The sequence below is a fragment of the Paenarthrobacter sp. NPDC090520 genome, from assembly GCF_044769205.1.
Classification (GTDB): domain Bacteria; phylum Actinomycetota; class Actinomycetes; order Actinomycetales; family Micrococcaceae; genus Arthrobacter.
Genome location: NZ_JBIVXM010000001.1, coordinates 326314 through 348300 on the forward strand (window position 1 = coordinate 326314; position 21987 = coordinate 348300).

Consider the following 21987-nt stretch of genomic DNA (forward strand, 5'->3'; position numbering starts at 1 on the left):
GGGTCCCGCGAACTCAGACCCCTGTCAGTCTAGTTAGGATCGTTGGTTAACTGCCAATAGTGGTGACCTAAATCATGTTGCGGGTTCCGGCGGAGGATTTCAGGCCGTCACCAACCCCTGAAAATGAGCAAGGTACGGTCAGGTCGGCCTGTAAACTGGAATCCTTATGGACAGTAAATCCAGGTGCCGGCCTGGGTACTGCTGGGGGAGCCTGAAGGGCATCTCTCCACAGCGTGCCCCGCGAGCCGGCAACACCCGTTCACATGCCCATCACCCGCCGGTCCTCCATGCCGGTGGTCCGGCAGGTTCCAGGCCTGCGGGACCGGACCAGCCTCCGCCGGCCCACCGCCGCCGACGCCGGGCGGGCACCCCAACCCACGCGCCGGCCCTGGGAGGGATCCGCTAAGTGGAATGGCTCCTCCTCCTCGCCGGCTTTGCCCTGATCCTGGGCACCGGTTTCTTTGTTGCCGTGGAGTTTTCCCTGGTTGCTTTGGACCAGGCCAGCGTCCAGCGCGCGGTGGACAACGGCGACCAGGCCGCGGCGCCCTTGCTCAAGTGCCTCAAGTCCCTCTCCACGCAACTTTCCAGTTGCCAGCTGGGCATCACCCTCACAACGCTCCTGACGGGTTTCGTCATGGAACCCTCGGTTGGCCAGCTGCTGTCCGGCCCGCTGGGGCTGCTGGGGCTGGCTCCCGAGGTGGCCCGTTCCGTGGCATTGGTGGTGGCCATGATGCTGGCAACCCTGCTGTCCATGCTCTTGGGTGAACTTGTGCCGAAGAACATGGCGATCGCCCTCGCCTTCCCCCTGGGCAAGCGCCTTGCCCGCCCCCAGCTGGTCTTCACCGCCGTCTTCAAACCTGCGATCGTGGTCCTCAATGGGTTCTCGAACAAGGTCCTGAACCTCTTTGGGCTTGAGGCCAAGGAGGAAATTTCCGGTGCCCGTACCCCGGCTGAGCTGGCCTCCCTGGTGCGGCGTTCGGCCGAATTGGGAACTCTGGACGCCGGAACTGCCAACTTCGTGGCCCGCACGTTGAACTTCTCCGGCAGGACCGCGGCCGACGTGATGACGCCCCGCATCCGCATGGAAACCATCGATGCCGACCAGCCTGTCACCGATATCCTCGATGCCGCCCGCCGCACCGGCTATTCACGTTTTCCCGTGATCGGCGACTCCGCGGATGATATCCGTGGAGTGGTCCATGTGAAGAAGGCTGTTGCCGTACCGTCCGACCGCAGGGCCAAGCTGGAAGCCGGAGCGATCATGACTGAAGTCCTCCGCGTGCCCGAGACGATCCACCTGGACTCGCTCCTGGCTGAACTACGCGAAGGAAACCTGCAACTCGCCGTCGTCCTGGATGAATACGGCGGTACTGCGGGCATTGCCACGCTCGAGGACCTTGTGGAGGAGATCGTGGGCGAAGTGTCCGACGAACACGACAAGGTCCGCCCGGGACTGCTCCAGAGCGCGTCCGGGGATTGGTACTTCCCTGGCCTCCTTCGGCCGGACGAGGTTTCGGAGCAGATTCCCGGCCTGACTGTCCCTGATGAGGCAGCCTATGAAACCGTTGGCGGTTACGTCATGAGCAAGCTGGGCCGGATCGCCAAGACAGGCGACGTGGTGGACGCCGGCGGGGGGACCTTGACGGTTACCAGGATGGATGGCCGCAGGATCGACAGGATCTGCTTCCACCACATCGAGGAGCCGGAAGAGGCCTCCGACGATGGCCGCGCACAGTCCCACGGGGCGGGGACCCTGTGAGCGACTGGGCAGGCCTGGTATGGCTGGTGATCCTCCTGGTTGGCAATGCCTTCTTTGTCGGTGCTGAGTTCGCGGTCATGTCCGCGCGGCGCAGCCAGATAGAACCCTTGGCGGAGGCGGGGTCCAAGCGCGCGCAAACCACCCTTGTGGCCATGGAAAACGTGTCCTTGATGCTTGCCTGCGCGCAGTTGGGCATCACGGTGTGTTCGCTCCTGATCCTGCAGGTTGCGGAACCGGCAATCCACCACCTGCTGGCTGAGCCACTTGAGCTGGTGGGTGTCCCGGTGGAGTTGGCCGACGTGATTGCGTTTGCCATCGCCCTCCTGTTTGTCACGTTCCTCCACGTGACGTTTGGCGAGATGGTGCCCAAGAACATCTCCGTATCCGTGGCGGACAAGGCGGCATTGCTGCTGGCGCCCCCGCTGGTGTTCATTGCCCGGGTAGTCAAACCCATCATCTGGACGCTGAACTGGCTGGCAAACCACATCCTGCGGCTCATGAGGATCGAACCGAAGGATGAGGTTGCATCCTCTTTCACCTTGGAAGAGGTGCAGTCGATCGTGCAGGAGTCCACCAGGCACGGCCTGGTGGATGACGAGGCCGGGTTGCTAACGGGTGCGTTGGAGTTCTCTGAACACACGGCCTCGCACATCATGGTGCCCCTGGACAAGCTGGTCGTCCTCAAGACGGCGGCCACTCCGGCGGAGGTGGAGAAGGCGGTCAGCCGCACCGGCTTCTCGCGGTTCCCCATGGTGGACGACGACGGCGAACTCGCCGGATACCTGCACGTCAAGGACATCCTTTCCATCCCGGATGAAGGGCGCCGGCACCCCATTGCCGAAGGGCGCATCCGTTCTTTGGCCAACCTGTCCCCGGATGACGAGATTGAACGGGCCATGTCCGTGATGCAGCGGACGGGTTCACACCTGGCGCGTGTGGTGGGACCGGGTGGGAATACCCAGGGGGTGCTCTTCCTTGAAGATGTCATTGAGCAACTTGTGGGCGAAATCCGCGACGCCACCCAGGCCACCGGAATCCGCCGCTTGGGCGGTGGCGCACAGCAGTCGTAGCGGAGGGATCGCGTCAGGCGATCTGTGGAAAGCGAGGCCGACCGTTGGCCCTAAATAGGAATGATTCCTATTTAGGGCTACACTGGAGTCATCCACTTGTTGTGTTTGATTCTCATTTTGAGTAGATCCGAGGTTTTCGTGCGTCGTAACGCCGCCCGCCTGTCCATGGTCGCCGTGGCCGCTGCTGCTGCCCTGTCCTTGTCCTCCTGCGCCGGCAATGCCGGGGCGGGTTCGCCGTCGTCGTCCGGAGCGATCGAGGTGGTGACCTCCACCAATGTCTACGGGGACATCGTCAAGGCGATCGGCGGGGACAAAGTCAACGTCAATGCCATCATCACCAAGACCAGCCAGGACCCCCATTCCTACGAGGCAAACGCCCAGGACAAACTGGTGATCTCCAAGGCCAGGCTTGTGGTGGAGAACGGGGGAGGCTACGACGACTTCCTCCACAAGATCGCCGATGACACCAACATTGGCCATGACAACATGATCAGCGCTGTGGAGGTATCCGGGCTGGCTCCAGAGGAAGCCGGCCACAGCGAGGAGGCACACTCCGACGGAGCCCACAGCCACAGCCATGGGGAATTCAACGAGCACGTCTGGTACAGCCTGGACTCCATGGGCAAGCTGGCGGATGCCGTGGCGGCAAAGCTTGGGGCCCTGGACAGCGGATCGGCGGCCACGTTCAAGAGCAACGCGGACTCCCTTAAAGGCAAGCTGGCCGAACTGACCGGAAAGCTCGAAGCCCTCAAGGCAAGCAACCAGGACGCGCCCGTGGCCATCACCGAACCGGTTCCCCTCTACCTCCTTGAGGCCGCCGGACTGGTGAACAAGACGCCGGAAGCCTACAGCGCCGCCGTCGAGGAAGGCACGGATGTCCCCGCCTCCGTCCTGAAGGAAACCACCGACCTCGTCCCGGGGGTCAGGCTGCTGGCGTACAACGAGCAGACGGAGGGTCCGCAGACCGAGGCCGTCAAGAAGGCGGCGGAGGCTGCCGGCGTGCCGGTAGTGAACTTTACTGAGACGCTGCCTGAGGGCAAGGACTACGTTCAGTGGATGGCCGGCAACGTCGATGCCATCTCGGGAGCACTGGCCAAGCAGTAGGCCCCGACAACCTGCGCCGCCTTGCCGCGCAGGCCCCGCAAGCGTCCTAAGATAATCAGGATGGCTGCGGGGCCCACGCTTGCCATCACCTGCCCCGCGGACCATCGCGGCACCCAACTACCACGGCCCAGCGCCGTGCACGGATCGAGGACACCTTTTGACACCGGTAGTGAGCCTCCGCGGAGCGAGCCTGAAGTTCGGCAAGAGGACACTCTGGCAGGACCTTGACCTCGACATCCATCCGGGGGAGTTCTTCGCCGTGCTCGGGCCCAACGGCAGCGGCAAGACCAGCTTCCTCAAGGTCCTCCTGGGGCTCCAGGAATTGCACTCCGGAACCGTGGCCCTCGCTGGCCAGCCGGTGGAACGCGGAAGCAGGCGCATTGGCTACATTCCGCAGCAAAAGTCGTTTGCGCCGGACACGCCCCTTCGTGCCAGGGACCTGGTGGGTCTGGGGATCGACGGACACCGCTGGGGCCTCAGGTTGGCTTCGCGTGCCGTCAACAAGCGCGTGGATGAACTGCTGGAGTTGGTGGGCGCCGCGGATTACGCCAAGGTTCCGGTGGGCCAATTGTCCGGCGGCGAACAGCAAAGGCTCCGGGTCGCCCAGTCCTTGGCCACCGAACCGCAGGTCCTGCTCTGCGACGAGCCCCTGTTGTCATTGGACCTGCACCATCAGCAGGCCGTCAGTTCGCTCATCAACGAGCAATGCCATTCCCGCAACAGCGCCGTGGTGTTCGTGACGCATGAGATCAACCCTGTCATCGACTACGTGGACCGTGTGCTCTACCTCGCCGGCGGCCGGTTCCGGGTGGGGACCCCGCAGGAAGTGATGACCACCGAAGTCCTCTCGGATCTGTACAACAGCCATGTGGAGGTCATCCACGCCAACGGAAGGATCGTCGTCGTGGGACTTCCCGACGCCACCACGCACTTCCATGACGATGCCCACGCGGCTTCCGGGGAGGAGTTCTGATGGACTGGGGAAGCGTCCTGCAGACGATCTTCAATTTCGAGAACTACGGCGAGTTGCTGGTCCTGGTGCAGAACTCCATCTGGGCCGGCGCCGTCCTGGGCCTGCTGGGCGGGCTGGTAGGCACCTTTGTGATGAAACGGGACCTTGCCTTTGCCGTGCATGGCATCTCCGAGCTCTCCTTTGCCGGTGCCGCGTTCGCCCTGCTCATTGGTGCCGACATCATTTTCGGCTCGCTCATTGGTTCCGTGGCCGCGGCCGTCCTCCTGGGCTTCATGGGAGTCAGGGCGCGGGACAAGAACTCGATCATCGGCGTCATCATGCCCTTCGGACTAGGCCTGGGCATCCTCTTCCTGGCCCTCTACGAAGGACGCGCGGCCAACAAGTTTGGCTTGCTGACCGGACAGATCGTGTCCGTGGACACCGTCCAGCTGCAGGTCCTCGCCGGGACGGCCGTGGTGGTGATGCTTGCCCTGGCCGCCATCTGGCGCCCCTTGAGTTTCGCGAGCGTGGATCCGGACATGGCCGAGGCCCGGGGCGTGCCGGTGCGTGGTATCGCCATCGGCTTCATGGTGCTCCTGGGTGTGAGCGTGGCACTGTCCATCCAGATCGTGGGCGCACTCCTGGTGCTCGCGCTCCTGATTACTCCGGCGGCGGCGGCCCTCCGGGTGACGACGTCACCGCGGTTGGTGGTGTTGTTGAGCGTCGCGTTTGCCATCACAGCCACGGTGGGCGGAATTCTCCTGGCACTCGGCAGCCGCATCCCCATCAGCCCCTACGTCACCACGTTGTCCTTCCTGATCTACGTGGTGTGCCGGGTGATCGGCCGGGTCCGGGCCAAGCGGGGACTCAACGGACGCGTGTCGCGGGACCAGCCGGCGAGGGCGCTCTAAAGCTTGCCTTCGGCCTTCCGGGCGGTGCACTCCGGGCACAGTCCGAAAATCTCCACGGTGTGGGCCACTTCCGTGAAACCGTGCTCGGCAGCCGTGCGGGCGGCCCAGGTTTCGACGGCGGGCGCCTCGACCTCCACGGCTTTGCCACAGTTGCGGCACAGCAGGTGGTGGTGGTGCCCGGTGACGGCGCAACGCCGGTAGACAGCCTCGCCATCACCGTTGCGCAGGACGTCGATCAAGCCGTCGTCAGCGAGGGACTGCAGAATGCGGTAGGCCGTCGCCAGCGAAACCGAGATGCCCTTGTTCTGCAGGAGGCGGTACAGCTCCTGCGTGCTGACGAAGTCGTCCAGTTCATCCAACGCAGCGCTGACCGCCAGGCGTTGCTTGGTGACGCGCTGTTCCTTGACGCCGCCGGAAGCAGGCGCAGAAGAACCACTCGTGGCGGACTGGGTGCCGTGGGGCATTGTGGAAGGCTCCGTTTCCTGGGGTGCTGGCGAGTCCCAATTTTACCAGCCGGGCTGCTTGGAAACCCTTTGCGGCGGACCATAGGCTGAGACCATGAAGCTCACCAAGTACACGCATGCCTGTGTCCGCCTGGAAAAGGACAACCACGTCCTGGTCATTGATCCGGGGACGTTTTCCGAATCGAAGGAAGCCTTGGAGGGGGCGCAGGCAGTACTTATCACCCATGAGCACGGCGACCATATAGACCAGCCTGCGGTCCTTGAGGCCATGGAAGCCAACGGGGGACTGGAGCTGTATGCCCCGGCAGGGGTGGCCAACACGGTGAAGAAGGCCGCGGAGGAGGCGTCGGCCGGAAACGTGGCAGACCGCATCCATGCCGTCGATCCCGGCTCGGCCTTCGAAGCGGCCGGATTCGACGTCAAGACATTCGGCGGGCAGCACGCGTTGATCCACGCCCAGATTCCGGTGGTCTCCAACATCGGCTACCTCGTGGACGGCAACGTGTTCCATCCGGGCGATTCCTTCGTGGTACCGGACGGAATCGATGTCAAGACACTCCTGGTACCCATCCATGCGCCGTGGTCCAAGGTGGGCGAAGTGGTGGACTTCGTGATCGCGGTCCGTGCGCCGCAGGCATTCCCCGTCCACGATGCCTTGCTCAACGACCTGGGCCGCGGCCTGGTTGAGGGCCATGTGACGCGCATCGGTGCGCGGTACGGAACCACGTACGCATCACTGGCTGCGCGCGAGAGCGTCGAGGTCTAGGACCCGGAGTTCCAGAGCCCGGTCTCGTGGAACCTGTCCAGGACGGTTTCGAACGGGGTCGGGTCCAGTCCCTTGCCGGCCAGCCATCCGGCGTCGTAATAGCTGCCCGCGTAGCGGTCACCGGCGTCGCACATCAGCGAGACGATGCTGCCCGTCCTGCCTTCGGCCACCATCTCCGCAACCAGCTGCCAGACGCCCCACAGATTGGTGCCCGTGGACGGCCCCGCGTGCAGGCCGGTGAGTTTCTTCAGGTGCCGCATGGCGGCAACGGAGGCAGCGTCCGGGACCTGGATCATGTGGTCGATGACCGCGGGGACGAAGCTGGGCTCGGCCCTGGGGCGGCCGATGCCTTCGATGCGGGAGGGCAGGCCCGTAGCGGTTCCCGCCGTTCCGTCCCGCCAGGCCGGGTAAAAAGCTGAGTTCTCCGGATCCACCACTGCCAGCCGGGTGCTGTGCCGGTTGTAGCGCAGGTACCGGCCGATGGTGGCGCTGGTCCCGCCGGTTCCGGCGCCCACCACGATCCATTCCGGGACCGGGTGCCGTTCCAGGGCCAGCTGCTCGAAGATCGATTCGGCAATGTTGTTGTTGCCGCGCCAGTCCGTGGCCCGTTCGGCGTAAGTGAACTGGTCCATGTAGTAGCCGCCGGACGTCCGGGCTGTCTCTTCGGCAACTGCGTAGACCTCCGAGGCATGGTTGACCAACAGGCAGGCGCCGCCGAACTCCTCGATCAAGGCGATCTTCTCGGCACTGGTGCTTTTGGTCATGACAGCGATGAAGGGCAGGCCGATGAGCCGGGCGAAGTAGGCTTCGGAGACGGCGGTGCTGCCGCTGGACGCCTCCACGATGGTGGTGCCTTCGGTGATCCAGCCGTTAACCAGGCCGTAGAGGAAAAGGGACCGTGCCAGGCGGTGCTTGAGGCTGCCGGAGCGGTGGGTCGATTCGTCCTTGAGGTAAAGGTCCACGCCCCAGTGTTCGGGCAATGGAACCGCGTAGAGGTGTGTGTCCGCCGACCGGTTGTTTTCCGCCTCGATCTTGCGGATGGCCTCGTGGGCCCAGGCCCTGTCCTGAATGCACGAATTGCTCACCGGTCAAGCCTACCGGCGGTTCCAGCCCCGCCCGCCGGACTAGGCTGGAACCGGACATCAGCAGGGAACTGCATATCGAAGGAGAATGATGGCGATCCTGATCGACGCAGCCGGGCTGCAACACCGCCTCGAGGCGGGAGAGCGAACTGTGCTCCTGGACGTGCGGTGGGTCCTGGGCCGGACTGACGGGCACAGCGAATACGTGGCCGGGCACGTGCCGGGTGCGGTTTTCGTGGATCTTCCCACCGAGCTCGCCGACCACGCGCAACCGTCCCTGGGCAGGCACCCGTTGCCCTCCGTGGCCCGCTTCCAGGAGGCCGCGCGGCGTTGGGGCATCAATGACGGCGACACCGTGGTTGCTTACGACAACAGCGGCAGCATGGCGGCCGCCCGGGTCTGGTGGATGCTCCGAAACGCAGGGGTCTCCTCGGTGTACCTGCTCGACGGCGGCCTGGCCGCCTGGCGTGCGGCAGGGAACCGCGTGGAGGCAGGCGAGGTGACTCCCGACGTCGGGCAGGTCACCCTGGGTGACGGAGCAATGGCGACGATCAGCGAAGGCGAGGCTGCCCGATGGCACGGTGGCCGTTTGCTGCTCGATGCCCGTGCGGGGGAGCGGTACCGGGGCGAGGTGGAACCGATCGACCCGCGGGCCGGACACATACCGGGCGCCGTGAGTGCGCCGACCACGGCCAACGTGACCGCCGAGGGCGCGTTCCTGCCCGCCGCGGAACTCAGGGAGCGATTCGAGGAGTTGGGCGTCGGAGCGTCATCCGAGGTAGCTGTCTACTGTGGTTCGGGTGTCACGGCCGCACACCAGATTGCTGCCTTGGAAATCGCCGGCTTCGAGGCTGCGTTGTTCCCGGGATCGTTTTCGCAATGGTCGAACAACGACGCGAATCCCGTCGCGGTGGGTGACCAACCCTTCGAAGCGGAACGCCTCGACGGTCCGAGTGGCACCGGCAGTGCTGCCGGGAGTAGCGTCAAAGCATGACCCCCGGACGCCCTGTGCCCCCGCCCCTTGGAAGAACAATCACCCCTGAAGCATCGCCGTCGTTCGCCGGATCCCTGCTCGCTGCTGCCTATGGTGCCACATCGCCGGAAAGCGGATTGGTGCCGCTGACCGTTTCCCGGCGGGCGCCCAAGGAAGACGATGTGGAGATCGCGATCGAATTCTGCGGGCTCTGCCACTCCGATGTCCATGCCACCCGAGGCGAGTGGCGCATCCCCCCGTACCCCTTGGTGCCAGGCCACGAAATCGTGGGACGGATTACCCGGGTCGGTTCCGCGGTGCAGGATTTTGCGCCAGGCGACCGTGTGGGCGTTGGCTGCATGGTGGACTCCTGCCGCGAATGCGACAGTTGCCTCGAAGGCCTGGAACAGTACTGCGAGCGGGGAAATGTTGGCACGTACGGGGCCAAGGATCCCCGCAACGGCGATGCCGTTACCCAAGGCGGTTACTCGTCCTCGGTGGTGGTGGACCGCCGGTTCGTCCTGCGCATTCCGGAAGGCCTGGACCCGGCGGCCGCAGCGCCGCTCCTGTGCGCCGGAATCACCACCTACTCCCCGTTGCGCTACTTCGACGTCGAGGAAGGCGACGCAGTGGGCGTCGTTGGGCTCGGCGGGCTGGGGCACATGGCCGTCAAGATCGCCAAGGCCATGGGTGCCGATGTCACGGTCTTCACCACTTCCGCTGCCAAGTTTGAGGCAGCGCGTGAGCTTGGTGCCCACCATGTGGTGTTGTCCACGGATTCCGAAGCAATGGAAGCCGCCAACAGGAGCATCGACGTGATCATCGATACCGTTGCCGCACCCCACGACCTTAACCCGTACTTCAAGACGCTCCGCCTGGACGGTGCGCTTTTCCAACTGGGCCTGCCCGCGGAGGAGATGCCGCCAGTGAGCCCGGGGCTCTTGATCCGGCGCCGTTTGGCCTATGCCGGCTCCTTGATCGGCGGCATCGCGGAGACCCAGGAAATGCTGGACTTCTGTGCCGCGCATTCGGTGGCCAGCGATATTGAAATCGTCGGAGCCGATCAACTGAACCAGGCCTACGACCGCATGGTGGCGGGCGACGTGAAATACCGGTTCGTGCTGGACACTTCAACACTCCAGGAACCTTCGGAAAGGGCAGACGCATGAGCACGCTGTTTACAAGGATCATCAACGGGGAGATTCCCGGACGCTTCGTGTGGAAGGACCCGGAGGTGGTGGCGTTCCTGACCATCGCGCCCATCACGTCCGGGCATACCCTGGTGGTTCCACGCGAAGAGGTGGACTCGTGGACCCATGCCAGCCCTGAACTGCTGGCCAAGGTCATGGACGTCGCCCAGAAGATCGGCAAGGTTCAAGAATACGTGTTCGATGCCAAGCGTGTCGGCGTCCTGATGGAGGGCTTCGAAGTGGACCACCTCCACGTCCACGTGTGGCCGGCCTATTCGATGGCCGACTTCGAAGTGCACAACGTGGACCACAACCCGGACCCTGCCATCATGGATGCCACAGCCGTGAAGCTGCGCGCGGCGCTCCGCTCCGCCGGTCACGGCGACGTGGTGCCCGAGGACTGATCCCTTACCTCTTAACCCGGTGGTGCTTTTTCGGCGCCACCGGGTTCTTTTTCAGGCGCAGGCCCGCCGGTCAGTCCCCGACGGCCGTCAGGCCGGTGCGAGGGCCTGGTTGAGGACGGTCCGGATGCGCTTTTCGGACACGGAATAGGCTGTGCCAAGCTCCACCGCGAACAGGCTCACCCTGAGTTCTTCGATCATCCAGCGCACCCGGGTTAAATCAGGGCCGATCCTGCGTCCCGGCAGGAGCGCGGAGACGGCGTCGTCGTAATCATCTTCCAGGCCCTGGATGGCCGCCATGCTGAGGCCATCGCGTTGGACGTTGCCGGGCAGCTTTTCGAGGCGCTTTTCCATGGCCTGCAGGTAGCGCGGCACTTGGCTCAACTGGGCGTAGCCCGTCTGTGCCACGAACCCGGGAAAGACCAATTGCTCCAACTGGCTCTTCATGTCGTTCAAGGCACTGATCAGGGCGAGGCTGGTACTGCCCTTCAGCTGCTTCTGGATCCGGCGCGTGCTGGCCAGGATGCGCTCGACGACGGCAGTCACGGTGAAGACCGTATCGATCAGTTCCGCACGGACAGCCTCGTACAACGCATCGAACGCTCCCTTGTCCCAAGGAAGGTCCTGGGGCGTCAGCTTGTCGATGGCGGCCAGGGCACAATCGGCGATCAGGGCATTGACCGAGCCGTGTGGATTCTGGCTGAAGGTCAGCTTCTCCGTGTTGCTCAGGTGTTCCAGGACATACCGGTCCGGCGAAGGAATGCGGAGGGCCAGAAGCCGGATTACTCCGCCACGCATGGCGGCTTCCTGCTCCTGCCGCGTCTGGAATACCCGCAACGAAACGGATGATCCTTCGTCCACCAACGCGGGGAAGCCCGTGACGGCATGGCCCTTGACGGTCCTGGTGACCTGGCGTTCCACCGGGCCAAAATCCCAGGAAGTGATGCCGTCGCGCTCGGCAACGGCGCCGTTGGCCGGAGTGTTCGAAGCCGCGGGCGCCGGTTGGGAACCCTTGCCAGCAGGGCGGGCCGGACCCTTGTTCGAGGCCCGGGTGGTGGCCGGCGTCGCTCCGAGCGACTCTGCAATGGCGCGACGGGTGGCCGGGGCCAGGGCTTCCTGGAGGCCCGCGAGGTCCTTGCCTTCGCCCAGGACCTTGCCGCGGCTGTCCACCACTTTGAAACTCACCCGCAAATGCTGGGGGACTGCCTCCCAATTCCACGAACCCGGCGGAATGATGTGCCCCTTCAGCCGGCGCAGGACCAACTCGAGGGAAGCCTCCAGTTCATCCGTGGCAGGGTCGAAGTCCGCTTCAAGGGCAGCGGTAGCCTGCCGCGCGACGTCCGGGGCCGGAACAAAGTTCTTCCGGACCTGCTTGGGCAAGGACTTGATCAAGGCGGTGACCAGGTCCACCCTCTGGCCCGGGATCTGCCACCGGAAAGGAGCATCCTCCATCTGGTTCAGGAAAAGCACGGGTACTTCTGCCGTGACGCCATCCGAGGGGTTGGGCGCCGAACCAGGCGCCACCGGGTGGAACTCGTAGCTCAGCGGAAGCTCGAATCCCTTGTGCACCCAGACCTTGGGGTAGGCCGAGTCATCCAGGTCATCGGCGTCCTCGGTCATCAGGAAGGATTCATCGAAGTCCAACAACGTGGCGTCGGACTGGCGGGCTTCCTTCCACCACTTGTCGAAGTGCCGCTCGGACACCACATCCTTGCCCACGCGGGCATCGTAGAACTCGAAGAGCGTTTGGTCGTCCACCAGGATGTCCCGGCGCCGCATGCGGGTCTCCAGTTCCTCGACTTCCTGGAGGAGGGAGCGGTTCCGGTGGAAGAACTTGTGGTGGGTGCGCCACTCACCCTCCACCAGTGCATGCCGGATGAATAACTCCCGTGACAATTCGGGGTCGATCCTGCCGTAGTTGACGCGGCGGTTGGGAATGATCGGCACCCCGTACAGGGTGACTTTCTCGTGCGCCAGCACTGCACCCTGGCGCGATGACCAGTGCGGTTCACTGTAAGAGCGCTTGACCAGGTCCGGGGCCACTTGCTCGGCCCACAACGGATCAAACTTCGCAGCCACGCGGGCCCAGAGCCGGCTGGTCTCCACCAGTTCCGCGGCCATGACGAAGGCAGGAGACTTCTTGAACAGCGCCGAGCCGGGGAAGATCGCGAAACGGCTGCCGCGTGCGCCGGCGTACTCGCGCTTGCGTTCGTCGTAGATGCCGATGTGGCTCAACAGGCCGGACAGGAGGCTGATGTGGATACCGTCGTGGTGCCCCACGGGATCGGCGACCCGGGTGTTGTCCAAGGTAATGCCCAGTGGCTTCGCCAATTGCCGAAGCTGGGTGAAAAGGTCCTGCCATTCCCGGATCCGGAGGTAGTTGATGAACTCCGTGCGGCATAAGCGCCGGAACTGCGTGGAGGACAACTCGCGCTGTTTTTCCTGCACGTAGTTCCACAAATTGAGGTACCCAGTGAAGTCGGAATTTTCATCGCGGAAGCGGGCGTGCTTCTCCGAGGCAAGCTGCTGCTTGTCCGTGGGTCGTTCGCGGGGATCCTGGATGGTCAGTGCCGCGGCAAGGATCATGACCTCGCGGACACAACCGCGCTTCCCGGCCTCCACGATCATGCGGCCGAGCCTGGGATCCACAGGCAGTTGCGCGAGTTTCTGCCCGACGGCGGTCAGCCCACTGCCGCTGCCGCCTTGGCTGCCGCGGCGGTGACCGCCCCGGCCCGTGGCCGGCTGATCCTGGGCGTCTTGTTGCCGGGGCGCGCTCAAGGCGCCGAGTTCGCGGAGGAGGGTGACGCCGTCGTTAATGGCACGCGAGTCCGGCGGCTCCACGAACGGGAAGTTTTCCACGTCCTTGGGACTCCGGGCGACGCCCATGGCGGTCATTTGCAGGATGACGGCCGCGAGGTTGGTCCGCAGGATTTCCGGGTCCGTGAATTGCGGTCGTGACTCGAAGTCCTCCTCCGAGTAGAGGCGGATGGCAATGCCCTCGGAGACGCGTCCGCAGCGTCCGGAGCGCTGGTTGGCCGAGGCCTGCGAGACCCGCTCGATAGGCAGCCGCTGGACCTTGGTCCGGTGAGAATACCGCGAAATGCGGGCCGTTCCGGTGTCCACCACGTACTTGATGCCCGGAACGGTCAGGGAGGTTTCCGCAACGTTGGTGGCCAGGATGATGCGACGCTTGCCGCCCGGGTTGAACACCCGGTGCTGTTCCTGCAGGCTCAAGCGTGCATACAGCGGGAGGACCTCCGTGCCTGCCAGGCGGCGATTGCCTTGGATCCGGCTGTTGAGCGCCTCGGCGGCATCGCGGATCTCGCGTTCGCCGGAGAAGAAGACAAGGATGTCGCCGGGCGCCTCCTTGGCAAGCTCATCCACGGCGTCGCAGACGGCGTCCAGGGGATCCCGGTCCTCTTCGAGTTCGTCGTCGGTGTCATCGTCGTTACCGCTTGGCTGGGAGAGCGGGCGGTAGCGGATTTCCACGGGATAGGTCCGGCCCGAGACCTCGATGATCGGAGCCGGCGAGTCCTCGGTGCCGAAATGCTTGGCGAAGCGTTCGGGGTCGATGGTGGCCGAAGTGATGATGACCTTCAGGTCCGGGCGCTGGGGGAGAATCCGCTTCAGGTATCCGAGGATGAAGTCGATATTAAGGCTGCGCTCGTGGGCTTCGTCAATGATGATGGTGCTGTATTTGCGCAGCAGTTTGTCCCGCTGGATTTCGGCCAGCAGGATGCCGTCGGTCATGAGCTTGACCTTGGTAGCCGCGCTGACCTCGCCGGTGAAGCGGACCTGGAACCCGACTTCCGCGCCGATGTCCACGCCGAGTTCGGAGGCGATCCGTTCCGCTACCGTCCGGGCAGCGAGCCGCCGCGGCTGGGTGTGGCCGATCAGTCCCTTGTCGCCCAGTCCGAGTTCCAGGCACATCTTGGGAATTTGGGTTGTCTTCCCCGAGCCGGTCTCGCCGGCGATGATGGTCACCTGGTTCGCGGCGATGGCCGCCATCAAATCCTCGCGGCGCTCGGAGACGGGGAGCTCGGCGGGGTAGGAAATATGAAGTGTCATGGTTGATGCCAGTCTACTGCCGGGCACCAGGCGGGAACGGCGGCGCCGTCACATCCCCGCTGCCGCAACAAGCCGGCGGGACAGGTCCAGGGCAAAGGACTTGAACTCCGCCGGCCCGATGATTTCAAAATCCATGTCCAGGGCGGCCAGGTGCGCGGCCGGTGCGGCGAGGTTGTCCCAACCGGCCCGGAGAATGGTCGACTGCGGCCCTTCCGCGGTGAGGGACGCGTGCGGGCCCGCGACGGCGGCAACGTCGGTGAGTGGGGCACGCAGCCGCACGACGACGTCGAAGCGGTACGGAGACCGCGTGATCGACTGCTGGACGTAGGCTGCCAAGTCCTCGGCGGGAAGGGGCCGTGGTTCGTACTTCTTTCGTTCCGTGGGCAACGACGCCATCCGGTCAGCGCGGAAAATCCGCCAGTCGGTCCGATCCACGTCCCAGGCCACCAAGTACCAGCGCCTGCCTGTGTCCACCAGGCGATAGGGCTCAACCAGGCGCCGCGCCGCATCGCCGTCGGATTTCACGTAGTCGAACGTAATGTAACGGCGATCGGAAATGGCTGCGGAGAGTGCCGTAAGTTGCTGGGGGTCCACGGATGCGGCGTTGCTGGGCAGCGTGGTTACGGCGGCCTTCAACATGGCGAACTTGGGGCGCAACCGGGCGGGCAGCACCTGTTCAAGCTTCGCCAGCGCGCGGACGGAGGCTTCGCCGATGCCTGCCACCGGTCCCGCGGCAACAGAGTTCAGCCCCAGTGCTACGGCCAGGGCCTCGTTGTCGTCCAGGAGCAGGGGTGGAAGCTGGGCGCCGGCACCCAGCTGGTAGCCACCTGTGATGCCGGGGGAAGCGTGGATGGGGTAGCCAAGGTTGCGGAGTTTGTCGATGTCCCGCCGCACGGTCCGTTCAGTGACGCCCATGCGGTCAGCCAGTGCGGCGCCGGTCCATTCCCGGCGGACCTGGAGCAGGGACAGTAACTGGAGTAGCCGGGCGGAGGTTTGGATCATGGAGGAGAATCTAGCCCACGCGGCGGCGTGCCGCACAGGGCAGGGGAGGCGTAGAAGGACGCCCGTCAGTTCATGGGGTCCTGCAGTAACTCCGTGAACGTACGGGCGTCGGATGGATGGGACATGGAGGGGATGGTTGGCAGCGTTCCGGGGCCGGCCGCTCAGTAGATCCGCGGGTTCCAGTAGGGGCTGCTGGGGGCCTCGAAGGCGCTCCACGGTTCCTTGGAGGAGATGGGCGGGTTGTGTCCGCGGCCGTCCTTCAGGAGGGCAGCGATGGTGGCTGAAACGGCGGTGATGAGGACGATGAAGAGGATGATTCCGAAGATTTCCATGCCTCCATCCTTCTCTTGCAGACACTGGGAAAACAGTGGCAGAAATGACCCAAATGAACAATTTTCTGCCACAATAGAGAGATGTTGACATCAGTAGCCGTGATAGTGGTTCCCGACTTCTCCATCTTCGAGTTCGGCACTGCCTTTGAGGTTTTCGGCATTGACAGATCGGACAGGGGAGCCGGTGTTCCCGCCTTCGACTTCCGTGTGTGTGCGCCCGAACCCGGCGATGTCCGCATGAAGTCGGGGCTCTCCCTCCACGTCAATCGTGGCCTGGAGGCAACGGCGGACGCTGACTTGGTGATCATGGCGCCCTTTGGCAGGGACCAGGAAGTGCCGGAGTCTGTCTATGCGGCTCTCCGCGCTGCCCACGAGCGCGGGGCCTGGGTGATGTCCATCTGCTCGGGAGCCTATGCCTTGGCGCGCGCCGGCCTTCTGGAAGGGCGCCGCTGCACCACCCACTGGCATTACTCCCAGGACCTCGCCAGCCGGTACCCCGGAGTGATCGTGGACGAAAATGTCCTGTACGTCCAGGACGGCACCATCATCACCAGCGCCGGAACCGCCGCCGGCATCGACGCGTGCCTGCACCTGGTCCGGGTGGAGTTGGGGGCCAACGTGGCCGCAGCCATTGCACGCGACATGGTGGTGCCCCCGCACCGCGACGGCGGACAGGCCCAATTCATCGACAGGCCCATGCCTACCTGCGGTTCGGCGCCGATGGAGGCACTCCTGCGCTGGATGGTGGAGCATTTGGACCAAGAGCACAGCGTGAACGATCTTGCTGCCCGGCTCCACATGTCCCCGCGCACCTTCGCCCGACGCTTCCGCGCGGAAACGGGCGCAACGCCGGCCGCGTGGTTGAACTCCCAACGGGTTCTCCGCGCACAGGAACTGCTGGAAACCACGGAACTGAACATCGACGAGATTGCGCGTGAGGCCGGCTTTGGGCATTCGGTGCTGTTACGCCACCATTTCACCAAAGTGCTGGATACGAGCCCCCAGAGCTACCGCAGGGCCTTTCGGGGGCAGTTGGCCGAGGCAATCTAGCGGCTGTCCGAGGCGGCGGGGACTAGCGGCGGCCGCCCACGCGCCCACGCGTTTCGGCGCCCTCGGCCTTGGCGCATTCCACGAGGTCCTGCCACGGTCCGGTCACGGCCCTTTCGGGCAGGGTAGCCCGGCGTTGCCCTGCCCGGATGGAGTACATGAAACGGTCGGGTTCGTTCAACGCACGGCCCTGGCTCTTGGCTTCCTCCCAAGGGCAGGCCTCCACCATGGGCAGCCAGCGCTCTTTTTGGTCGGCGGACACGGCCTCCACGCTCCAGACACGGGTCATGGCGGCGACGCCCCCGCTGCGTTGGACGGTGATCTTCATGTCCGGCTGCTTTCCCGTTTACTGGCCTGAGGCAGCCAGTCCGGGGCGGGACCGCAAGGAGCGCGCAATCCCGCCGGCTGGCCTAAACCTTCACCTTCACAGTGTCCCACGCCTTTCGGACGGCGTCATGCTCTACCGAACCGGCGCCGAACAGTTCCTCCGCCGTGGACAGTGTGGTCCTGGCGAACTTGCCGAACGTGCAAGCAGGGGGCAGGGAGCCGCTGGTCAGCGTTCCGTACCAAATCTGGCCCGGGGCGCCCCAGGCGTTGCCGCCGAGCTCGGCTGCCACCAAGTAGAAGGCACGGTTGGGGATTCCGGAGTTGATGTGCACCCCGCCGTTGTCGGCGCTGGTGCGGACGTAGGTGTCCATGGAGTCGGGCTGCGGGTCCTTGCCCAACACGTCGTCGTCATAAGCGGTGCCGGGAGCTTTCATGGACCGCAGTGCAGCCCCCTGGACTTTCTCGGTGAACAGTCCTTCGCCGATCAGCCATGACGCTTGCGCGGTGGTCTCCTGCTTCAGGTACTGCTCCACCAGCACGCCGAAGACGTCGGACATGGACTCGTTCAGCGCGCCGGCCTGGTTGCGGTAGGCGAGTCCGGCAGTGAACTGCGTGACCCCGTGTGCGAGCTCGTGGCCAATGACGCTGACCGACTTGGTGAACCGCTGGAACACTTCACCGTCGCCGTCCCCGAAGACCATCTGCCGGCCGTCCCAGAACGCGTTGTCATAGAGATTGCCGTAGTGGACGGTGGCGTCCAACGGCAAGCCGGCGCCGTCGATCGAATCGCGGCCGAAGATGTCCGCGTAGAGGCGGTGGGTGCTGCCCAGGCCGTCATATGCTTCGTCCGCGGCGACATCGCCCGTGGCAGCAGCGCCTTCCTTGCGTACCAGCCTGCCGGGCAGGTTCTCCGACGTGTCGGCGTCGTAGATGGTCCGCTTGGGTGGCCCGGGCTGGGCCTGCCGGGCGCTCGGCGGTGTGGACGGTGCAGGAGCCGAGCGTACGGCCTGCAGTTCCTTGATATGCAGCAAGGACTCTTTGGCAGCCCTTGCGACGGCCCAGAGCCGCGGCTCACTCCGGGCGGCAAGCTTGCGCAGCATGTATGGCGGAACGATTGAACAAAACACGGCAACCCCTTTGGCTGGAAACGTCTGGCGGGCAACTTGTATCCAGCCTAGGATCGGGGGCCGACATTATGGCCGCGGGCCTCCGGCAAGCCTCGAACTGATAGCCCTGCCTTGCGTTGCCGGGCTGTGCAGCGGGCTCCGGCAGAACGCCCGTGCGGGCATGAAAATACCCCGCCAGCTTGGCTGGCGGGGTATTCACTGTGCCCTCGATAGGATTCGAACCTACGGCCTTCTGCTCCGGAGGCAGACGCTCTATCCCCTGAGCTACGAGGGCAACCGGGGTTCCCTCCGTTGCCGGTGGGACGTCCTAGAGCTTAGCAGCCCACGCGGTGCAAAGGAAAACCGGGCGCCACCTCGGCAAACACGCAGCGGACCTGAACGTCTCAGTACCCGGCGAACGAGTCCACATGCACCTTCCGGGCGCCGGCCCCCCGCGCGGCTGCCCGCAGTGAATCCACGCTCGCCGGAGACCCGGAGACGTACACTTCCCGGTCCCTGACATCCGGAACCAGCTCGGCAAGGCGCGCCGCATCGATCCTTGAGCTGCCGGCGTCGTGCATGAACCCCGGAGGAGTGGAACCGTCCGCCAACCGGGCAATCACGTGGGCACCCGAGGCCTCCAGTTGTTCGCAGGCAGCCAGTTCGTCACGGCTCTTTGCGAGGTACAACACCACAGCGTCCCTGGACGCCTCGGACGCAAGATGGGACAGGAAAGGCGTGATCCCGATGCCGGCGGCTATCAACAGGACCGGCCTGCCGGCGTCGTGGGGCAGCAGGAAGTCGCCGCCCACGGCCGTGCCGGCCACCCGGTCTCCCGGCTTCAACGCAAGCAGCGATTTCTTCGCCGAAGACAGTGGCTCGGCAGTTCCCACTCCAAAGGTCACCTCCGGCGAGCCAGGGGCGCTGGTGATGCTGAATACCCTGCGCCGTCCTTTGCCGTCCGAACCCGAATGGGGGAGGTTGAGTTCCATGAACTGCCCGGCCGCAAACCGTACCGGCCGACGTGGTTCGAAACGGAACTCCGTGGTTCCAGGAGTGAGCTTCCGCGAGGCCTTGAACGTCAGTTCCACGCCACCGCGCTGGCCCAGGAAGAACGCCATAGCGTTGCCCACCAGCAGGGCCAGTTCGGGGGAGTTGGCAACGAAGCCCAGGTTGTACGGAACAGCAAAGATAAGGCCCACGACGGCGGCAAGCGCCAGTTGCTGCCACCGGCGCGGAGGCAGGGTCAGCGGTTCCGAAAGCATGAAGCCCACGAAGAACAGCAGGGGGCGTTGCGCCAGCGGCTGCCACAGGGCCTGGCCTGCCGTCATGCCGCGGCTGACCAGCTCAGTGAAGATGATGCCCGTGGCCACCACCAGGAACACCGAGGCCATCAGGAGTTTGCGCGTCCGGTAAAGCACGACGAACACTCCCGGAACCAGCAGCCACAACATGGCCGGAGTGGCCGCCCACCACGTTGCGATGTTGAGCCCGGTCAAACCGGTGATGAAGGCCCCGGCAGCAGCAGGGTTGAAGATGTGCCGGCCCCGGAAGGCCAAGGCATACTTCGATGCACTGGCCAGCACACAGGCCAAGGCAACCCCGAGCATGTCCATGGCGCCGAACGCCGGCCAGAACAGGAAGTAGAGCAACAACCCGGTGATGAGCGAGGATTCTGAATGCGGCCGCGTGCGGAACAGCGGCGCCAACAAGCGGTTGGAGGCGTACGTCAGTCCCAGGCACAAGGCCAGGTGCACCAGCATTTCGGGAATGCCGAACGTCAACCAGCCCAGGACATTCAGCACCAGGCTGTACACCACCAGGATCCCCAGGACCCAGAGGATCAGGCGGTACATGGTGAAGCGGCCCAGCCACGTGTCCAGTCGCGACTTAACGGCAATCATGAGAACAGTCTCCCCTCAAAGCCGCCAGAGAACGTGGCGGCACCATTCGAAAAAACCCGGAGCCAGGAAAAGTCGAACACGGTTTCCAGCGTTTCCGGTTCAACCATGAAAAGTGCCGTCGCCAAAGCATCGGCCGCCAGGGCATTCTCCGCCATGGTCCAGGTGGCAACCGTGGTTTGGATGGGTTGCCCGGTGGTCGCATCCAGGACGTGGTGCAGGCCATCGCCCCACGCGCGCCTGTTGGCGGCGGAGGCGCACAATGCGGCATTGTCCAGTTCGACCGTTCCGATGGCCTGCTTGGCGTTGTAAGGATGTTCCAGAGCCACGGTCACTGCTTGGCTGCCGGAATGCAGCATGTCCCCGCTGCCATCCACCAGGAAATCCGTGTGGCCGGCCTCGCGCAGCACGCCGCCCAGCAAATCCACGAGTTGTCCCTTCCCGGCTGCGCCTATGTCCAGCACCACTGCATCACTGGCCGTGATGGTGGTGCCGTCCCAGTCAAGGACGTCCTCCCAACGCGGCGCGGGCTCGGGCGTTCCCGAGGGAACCAGCGTGTACGCCGCGTCGTAGCCCAAACGGTTCAGGCTGCTGCCCACGAGGGGCGTCATGGCACCCCGGCTGAGCCGGTACAGATCGGCGTAAACCCGGTGCAACGCCCCGGCATGCCGGGGCAGCGTGATGGTTCCTGGTGCCTTGGCCAGTGCGGCGACGACGGAGTCCGGCCTGAACCGCGAATACGTATGGTCGTAATCAGCGACCGTGCCGAGCAGTTCCTCCCGTACCTCCGGAGCGAGCTGTTCCGGCGTCGAAACGTCCCAGTGGGTACCGATGCCCTCAAAGCCGAAAGTGCTCCAGCCCGGGTGCGGCATGGCTGCTACTTGGCCTGGGACTTGATCTGCTGGACGGCGTCGTTGAAGCCGCCCGAGGTCAGCGAGGAGCCGGCCACCTTGGACACATTGAGTTCATCGATGTCCTTGCCCACGATCTGGGCGGCGATGCCGCTGGCGAACTCGCCCTGGAACTTCCTGGTGTTCGGGTTGGACGGGTGCGTGGTGATGTTGACGGCCGAAACCTTGTCCCCGGCGAGGGTCAATTCGACACCGACTGTTTCCTGGCCGTTCGGAGACGTATAGGTTCCGTCGGCGCTGTACGTACCGTCCTTGTAGGTGGAGCCGGTGGTGGTGCCGCTGGACGCAGCCGACGACGCGCTGGGGCTGGTGGTGGATTCCTGGCCGCCGTTCTGGCTGGCAGGGGTCTGTGATGGGGCCTGCGTGGTGGGCGCGCACGCCGCAGCCGTACCAATAATGGAGAGGCCTGCGAAGCCGGCGTAGAGGGTCTTGCGGAGTGGCGTAGTCATGGTTCTGCTCGTTTCAACTGGACAAGATTCGTCTGGGCAAGATTCAACTGCTGGGATGGGGCTGGGTTCGGTTTGATCGTTGATGACTTCATGGCCACCTCTTACGTCTTCAACAACGTCGGATTCAGCGTAATGGTTCACCCTGTGCCGGCAGGCGTCCTTTCCTGTGTCC

At 64.6% G+C, this 21987-nt stretch carries 21 protein-coding genes and 1 tRNA gene; 11 read left to right on the plus strand and 11 right to left on the minus strand.

Annotated features, from left to right (window positions below; all coding sequences use genetic code 11):
* Window positions 1-263 precede the first annotated feature (263 nt).
* The 6 genes from ACIQTZ_RS01585 to ACIQTZ_RS01610 all read left to right on the plus strand — a co-directional run bounded on the left by ACIQTZ_RS01585 (window position 264) and on the right by ACIQTZ_RS01610 (window position 5796).
* Window positions 264-443 (plus strand): hypothetical protein, encoded by a 180-nt coding sequence (locus tag ACIQTZ_RS01585; RefSeq protein ID WP_402976910.1) that lies wholly within the window; start codon window positions 264-266, stop codon window positions 441-443.
* A complete protein-coding gene (locus tag ACIQTZ_RS01590) occupies window positions 407-1759 on the plus strand; it encodes a hemolysin family protein (RefSeq protein WP_400330142.1) in 1353 nt (450 codons plus the stop codon). The genes ACIQTZ_RS01585 and ACIQTZ_RS01590 overlap by 37 nt, the downstream gene beginning before the upstream one ends.
* Complete coding sequence (locus tag ACIQTZ_RS01595; RefSeq protein ID WP_402976912.1) at window positions 1756-2829, plus strand: hemolysin family protein; 1074 nt, start codon at window positions 1756-1758, stop codon at window positions 2827-2829. The genes ACIQTZ_RS01590 and ACIQTZ_RS01595 overlap by 4 nt, the downstream gene beginning before the upstream one ends.
* Before the next feature lie 105 nt (window positions 2830-2934).
* On the plus strand, window positions 2935-3933 hold the full coding sequence (locus ACIQTZ_RS01600; protein ID WP_402943485.1) for a metal ABC transporter solute-binding protein, Zn/Mn family: 999 nt from the start codon (window positions 2935-2937) through the stop codon (window positions 3931-3933).
* Between the two features lie 157 nt (window positions 3934-4090).
* Window positions 4091-4906, plus strand: coding sequence for a metal ABC transporter ATP-binding protein (locus tag ACIQTZ_RS01605; RefSeq protein ID WP_402976915.1), 816 nt, complete (start codon window positions 4091-4093; stop codon window positions 4904-4906).
* Window positions 4906-5796 carry a metal ABC transporter permease gene (locus ACIQTZ_RS01610; protein WP_402976918.1) on the plus strand — a complete coding sequence of 297 codons (891 nt, stop codon included), beginning with the start codon at window positions 4906-4908 and terminating at the stop codon, window positions 5794-5796. The genes ACIQTZ_RS01605 and ACIQTZ_RS01610 overlap by 1 nt, the downstream gene beginning before the upstream one ends.
* Here the strand turns inward: ACIQTZ_RS01610 and ACIQTZ_RS01615 are convergent.
* Window positions 5793-6260: a Fur family transcriptional regulator gene (locus ACIQTZ_RS01615; RefSeq protein ID WP_400330154.1), complete on the minus strand. Its 468-nt coding sequence runs from the start codon at window positions 6258-6260 to the stop codon at window positions 5793-5795. The genes ACIQTZ_RS01610 and ACIQTZ_RS01615 overlap by 4 nt on opposite strands.
* 94 nt (window positions 6261-6354) lie before the next feature.
* Here ACIQTZ_RS01615 and ACIQTZ_RS01620 point away from each other — a divergent pair, with 94 nt between their 5' ends.
* Window positions 6355-7026, plus strand: a complete 672-nt coding sequence (locus ACIQTZ_RS01620) for an MBL fold metallo-hydrolase (RefSeq protein WP_402976920.1) — start codon at window positions 6355-6357, stop codon at window positions 7024-7026.
* On the opposite strand, the gene ACIQTZ_RS01625 is transcribed toward ACIQTZ_RS01620, so the two are convergent.
* The gene (locus ACIQTZ_RS01625; protein WP_402976922.1) at window positions 7023-8111 is read right to left on the minus strand and encodes a PLP-dependent cysteine synthase family protein; all 1089 of its coding nucleotides are present in this window, start codon (window positions 8109-8111) and stop codon (window positions 7023-7025) included. The two genes, ACIQTZ_RS01620 and ACIQTZ_RS01625, sit on opposite strands and share 4 nt — an antisense overlap.
* A gap of 88 nt (window positions 8112-8199) precedes the next feature.
* On the opposite strand from ACIQTZ_RS01625, the gene ACIQTZ_RS01630 reads away from it, so the two are divergent.
* Genes ACIQTZ_RS01630 through ACIQTZ_RS01640 form a run of 3 tightly spaced genes read left to right on the plus strand, consistent with a single transcriptional unit; the run spans window position 8200 to window position 10675 of the window.
* Complete coding sequence (locus ACIQTZ_RS01630) at window positions 8200-9102, plus strand: sulfurtransferase (protein ID WP_402976925.1); 903 nt, start codon at window positions 8200-8202, stop codon at window positions 9100-9102.
* Complete coding sequence (locus ACIQTZ_RS01635; protein WP_402976927.1) at window positions 9099-10250, plus strand: NAD(P)-dependent alcohol dehydrogenase; 1152 nt, start codon at window positions 9099-9101, stop codon at window positions 10248-10250. The genes ACIQTZ_RS01630 and ACIQTZ_RS01635 overlap by 4 nt, the downstream gene beginning before the upstream one ends.
* Window positions 10247-10675 (plus strand): HIT family protein, encoded by a 429-nt coding sequence (locus ACIQTZ_RS01640; RefSeq protein WP_402976930.1) that lies wholly within the window; start codon window positions 10247-10249, stop codon window positions 10673-10675. The genes ACIQTZ_RS01635 and ACIQTZ_RS01640 overlap by 4 nt, the downstream gene beginning before the upstream one ends.
* An 87-nt stretch (window positions 10676-10762) precedes the next feature.
* On the opposite strand, the gene hrpA is transcribed toward ACIQTZ_RS01640, so the two are convergent.
* The 3 genes from hrpA to ACIQTZ_RS01655 form a co-directional block, all read right to left on the minus strand.
* Window positions 10763-14740, minus strand: coding sequence for an ATP-dependent RNA helicase HrpA (gene hrpA / locus ACIQTZ_RS01645; RefSeq protein WP_402976933.1), 3978 nt, complete (start codon window positions 14738-14740; stop codon window positions 10763-10765).
* Window positions 14741-14788: 48 nt separating this feature from the next.
* Window positions 14789-15742, minus strand: coding sequence for a helix-turn-helix transcriptional regulator (locus ACIQTZ_RS01650; RefSeq protein ID WP_402976936.1), 954 nt, complete (start codon window positions 15740-15742; stop codon window positions 14789-14791).
* A 161-nt stretch (window positions 15743-15903) separates the two neighbouring features.
* Complete coding sequence (locus ACIQTZ_RS01655; RefSeq protein ID WP_397322377.1) at window positions 15904-16074, minus strand: hypothetical protein; 171 nt, start codon at window positions 16072-16074, stop codon at window positions 15904-15906.
* Window positions 16075-16155: 81 nt separating this feature from the next.
* On the opposite strand from ACIQTZ_RS01655, the gene ACIQTZ_RS01660 reads away from it, so the two are divergent.
* Window positions 16156-17124 carry a GlxA family transcriptional regulator gene (locus ACIQTZ_RS01660; RefSeq protein WP_400330170.1) on the plus strand — a complete coding sequence of 323 codons (969 nt, stop codon included), beginning with the start codon at window positions 16156-16158 and terminating at the stop codon, window positions 17122-17124.
* A 22-nt stretch (window positions 17125-17146) separates the two neighbouring features.
* Here the strand turns inward: ACIQTZ_RS01660 and ACIQTZ_RS01665 are convergent, their stop codons facing one another.
* The 6 genes from ACIQTZ_RS01665 to ACIQTZ_RS01690 form a co-directional block, all read right to left on the minus strand.
* A complete protein-coding gene (locus ACIQTZ_RS01665) occupies window positions 17147-17449 on the minus strand; it encodes a protealysin inhibitor emfourin (protein WP_402976939.1) in 303 nt (100 codons plus the stop codon).
* An 82-nt stretch (window positions 17450-17531) separates the two neighbouring features.
* Window positions 17532-18548 carry a M4 family metallopeptidase gene (locus ACIQTZ_RS01670; RefSeq protein ID WP_400330620.1) on the minus strand — a complete coding sequence of 339 codons (1017 nt, stop codon included), beginning with the start codon at window positions 18546-18548 and terminating at the stop codon, window positions 17532-17534.
* 228 nt (window positions 18549-18776) lie between these two features.
* A tRNA-Arg gene (locus tag ACIQTZ_RS01675) sits at window positions 18777-18849 on the minus strand.
* A 109-nt stretch (window positions 18850-18958) separates the two neighbouring features.
* Window positions 18959-20458: an FAD-dependent oxidoreductase gene (locus tag ACIQTZ_RS01680; protein WP_402976942.1), complete on the minus strand. Its 1500-nt coding sequence runs from the start codon at window positions 20456-20458 to the stop codon at window positions 18959-18961.
* Window positions 20455-21327 (minus strand): FAD:protein FMN transferase, encoded by an 873-nt coding sequence (locus ACIQTZ_RS01685; RefSeq protein WP_402976945.1) that lies wholly within the window; start codon window positions 21325-21327, stop codon window positions 20455-20457. The genes ACIQTZ_RS01680 and ACIQTZ_RS01685 overlap by 4 nt, the downstream gene beginning before the upstream one ends.
* A gap of 5 nt (window positions 21328-21332) precedes the next feature.
* Window positions 21333-21815 (minus strand): hypothetical protein, encoded by a 483-nt coding sequence (locus tag ACIQTZ_RS01690; protein ID WP_400330182.1) that lies wholly within the window; start codon window positions 21813-21815, stop codon window positions 21333-21335.
* Window positions 21816-21987: the final 172 nt, after the last annotated feature.

Excerpts from the sequence above, each read along its gene's own strand:
- ACIQTZ_RS01665 (WP_402976939.1), bottom strand. The coding sequence starts at position 17,449 with ATGAAGATCACCGTCCAACGCAGCGGGGGCGTCGCCGCCATGACCCGT.
- ACIQTZ_RS01685 (WP_402976945.1), bottom strand. The coding sequence starts at position 21,327 with ATGCCGCACCCGGGCTGGAGCACTTTCGGCTTTGAGGGCATCGGTACC.
- hrpA (WP_402976933.1), bottom strand. The coding sequence starts at position 14,740 with ATGACACTTCATATTTCCTACCCCGCCGAGCTCCCCGTCTCCGAGCGC.
- ACIQTZ_RS01585 (WP_402976910.1), top strand. The coding sequence starts at position 264 with ATGCCCATCACCCGCCGGTCCTCCATGCCGGTGGTCCGGCAGGTTCCA.
- ACIQTZ_RS01635 (WP_402976927.1), top strand. The coding sequence starts at position 9,099 with ATGACCCCCGGACGCCCTGTGCCCCCGCCCCTTGGAAGAACAATCACC.
- ACIQTZ_RS01615 (WP_400330154.1), bottom strand. The coding sequence starts at position 6,260 with ATGCCCCACGGCACCCAGTCCGCCACGAGTGGTTCTTCTGCGCCTGCT.
- ACIQTZ_RS01660 (WP_400330170.1), top strand. The coding sequence starts at position 16,156 with ATGTTGACATCAGTAGCCGTGATAGTGGTTCCCGACTTCTCCATCTTC.
- ACIQTZ_RS01670 (WP_400330620.1), bottom strand. The coding sequence starts at position 18,548 with ATGCTGCGCAAGCTTGCCGCCCGGAGTGAGCCGCGGCTCTGGGCCGTC.
- ACIQTZ_RS01690 (WP_400330182.1), bottom strand. The coding sequence starts at position 21,815 with ATGACTACGCCACTCCGCAAGACCCTCTACGCCGGCTTCGCAGGCCTC.
- ACIQTZ_RS01610 (WP_402976918.1), top strand. The coding sequence starts at position 4,906 with ATGGACTGGGGAAGCGTCCTGCAGACGATCTTCAATTTCGAGAACTAC.
- ACIQTZ_RS01640 (WP_402976930.1), top strand. The coding sequence starts at position 10,247 with ATGAGCACGCTGTTTACAAGGATCATCAACGGGGAGATTCCCGGACGC.
- ACIQTZ_RS01630 (WP_402976925.1), top strand. The coding sequence starts at position 8,200 with ATGGCGATCCTGATCGACGCAGCCGGGCTGCAACACCGCCTCGAGGCG.
- ACIQTZ_RS01650 (WP_402976936.1), bottom strand. The coding sequence starts at position 15,742 with ATGATCCAAACCTCCGCCCGGCTACTCCAGTTACTGTCCCTGCTCCAG.
- ACIQTZ_RS01680 (WP_402976942.1), bottom strand. The coding sequence starts at position 20,458 with ATGATTGCCGTTAAGTCGCGACTGGACACGTGGCTGGGCCGCTTCACC.
- ACIQTZ_RS01655 (WP_397322377.1), bottom strand. The coding sequence starts at position 16,074 with ATGGAAATCTTCGGAATCATCCTCTTCATCGTCCTCATCACCGCCGTT.
- ACIQTZ_RS01620 (WP_402976920.1), top strand. The coding sequence starts at position 6,355 with ATGAAGCTCACCAAGTACACGCATGCCTGTGTCCGCCTGGAAAAGGAC.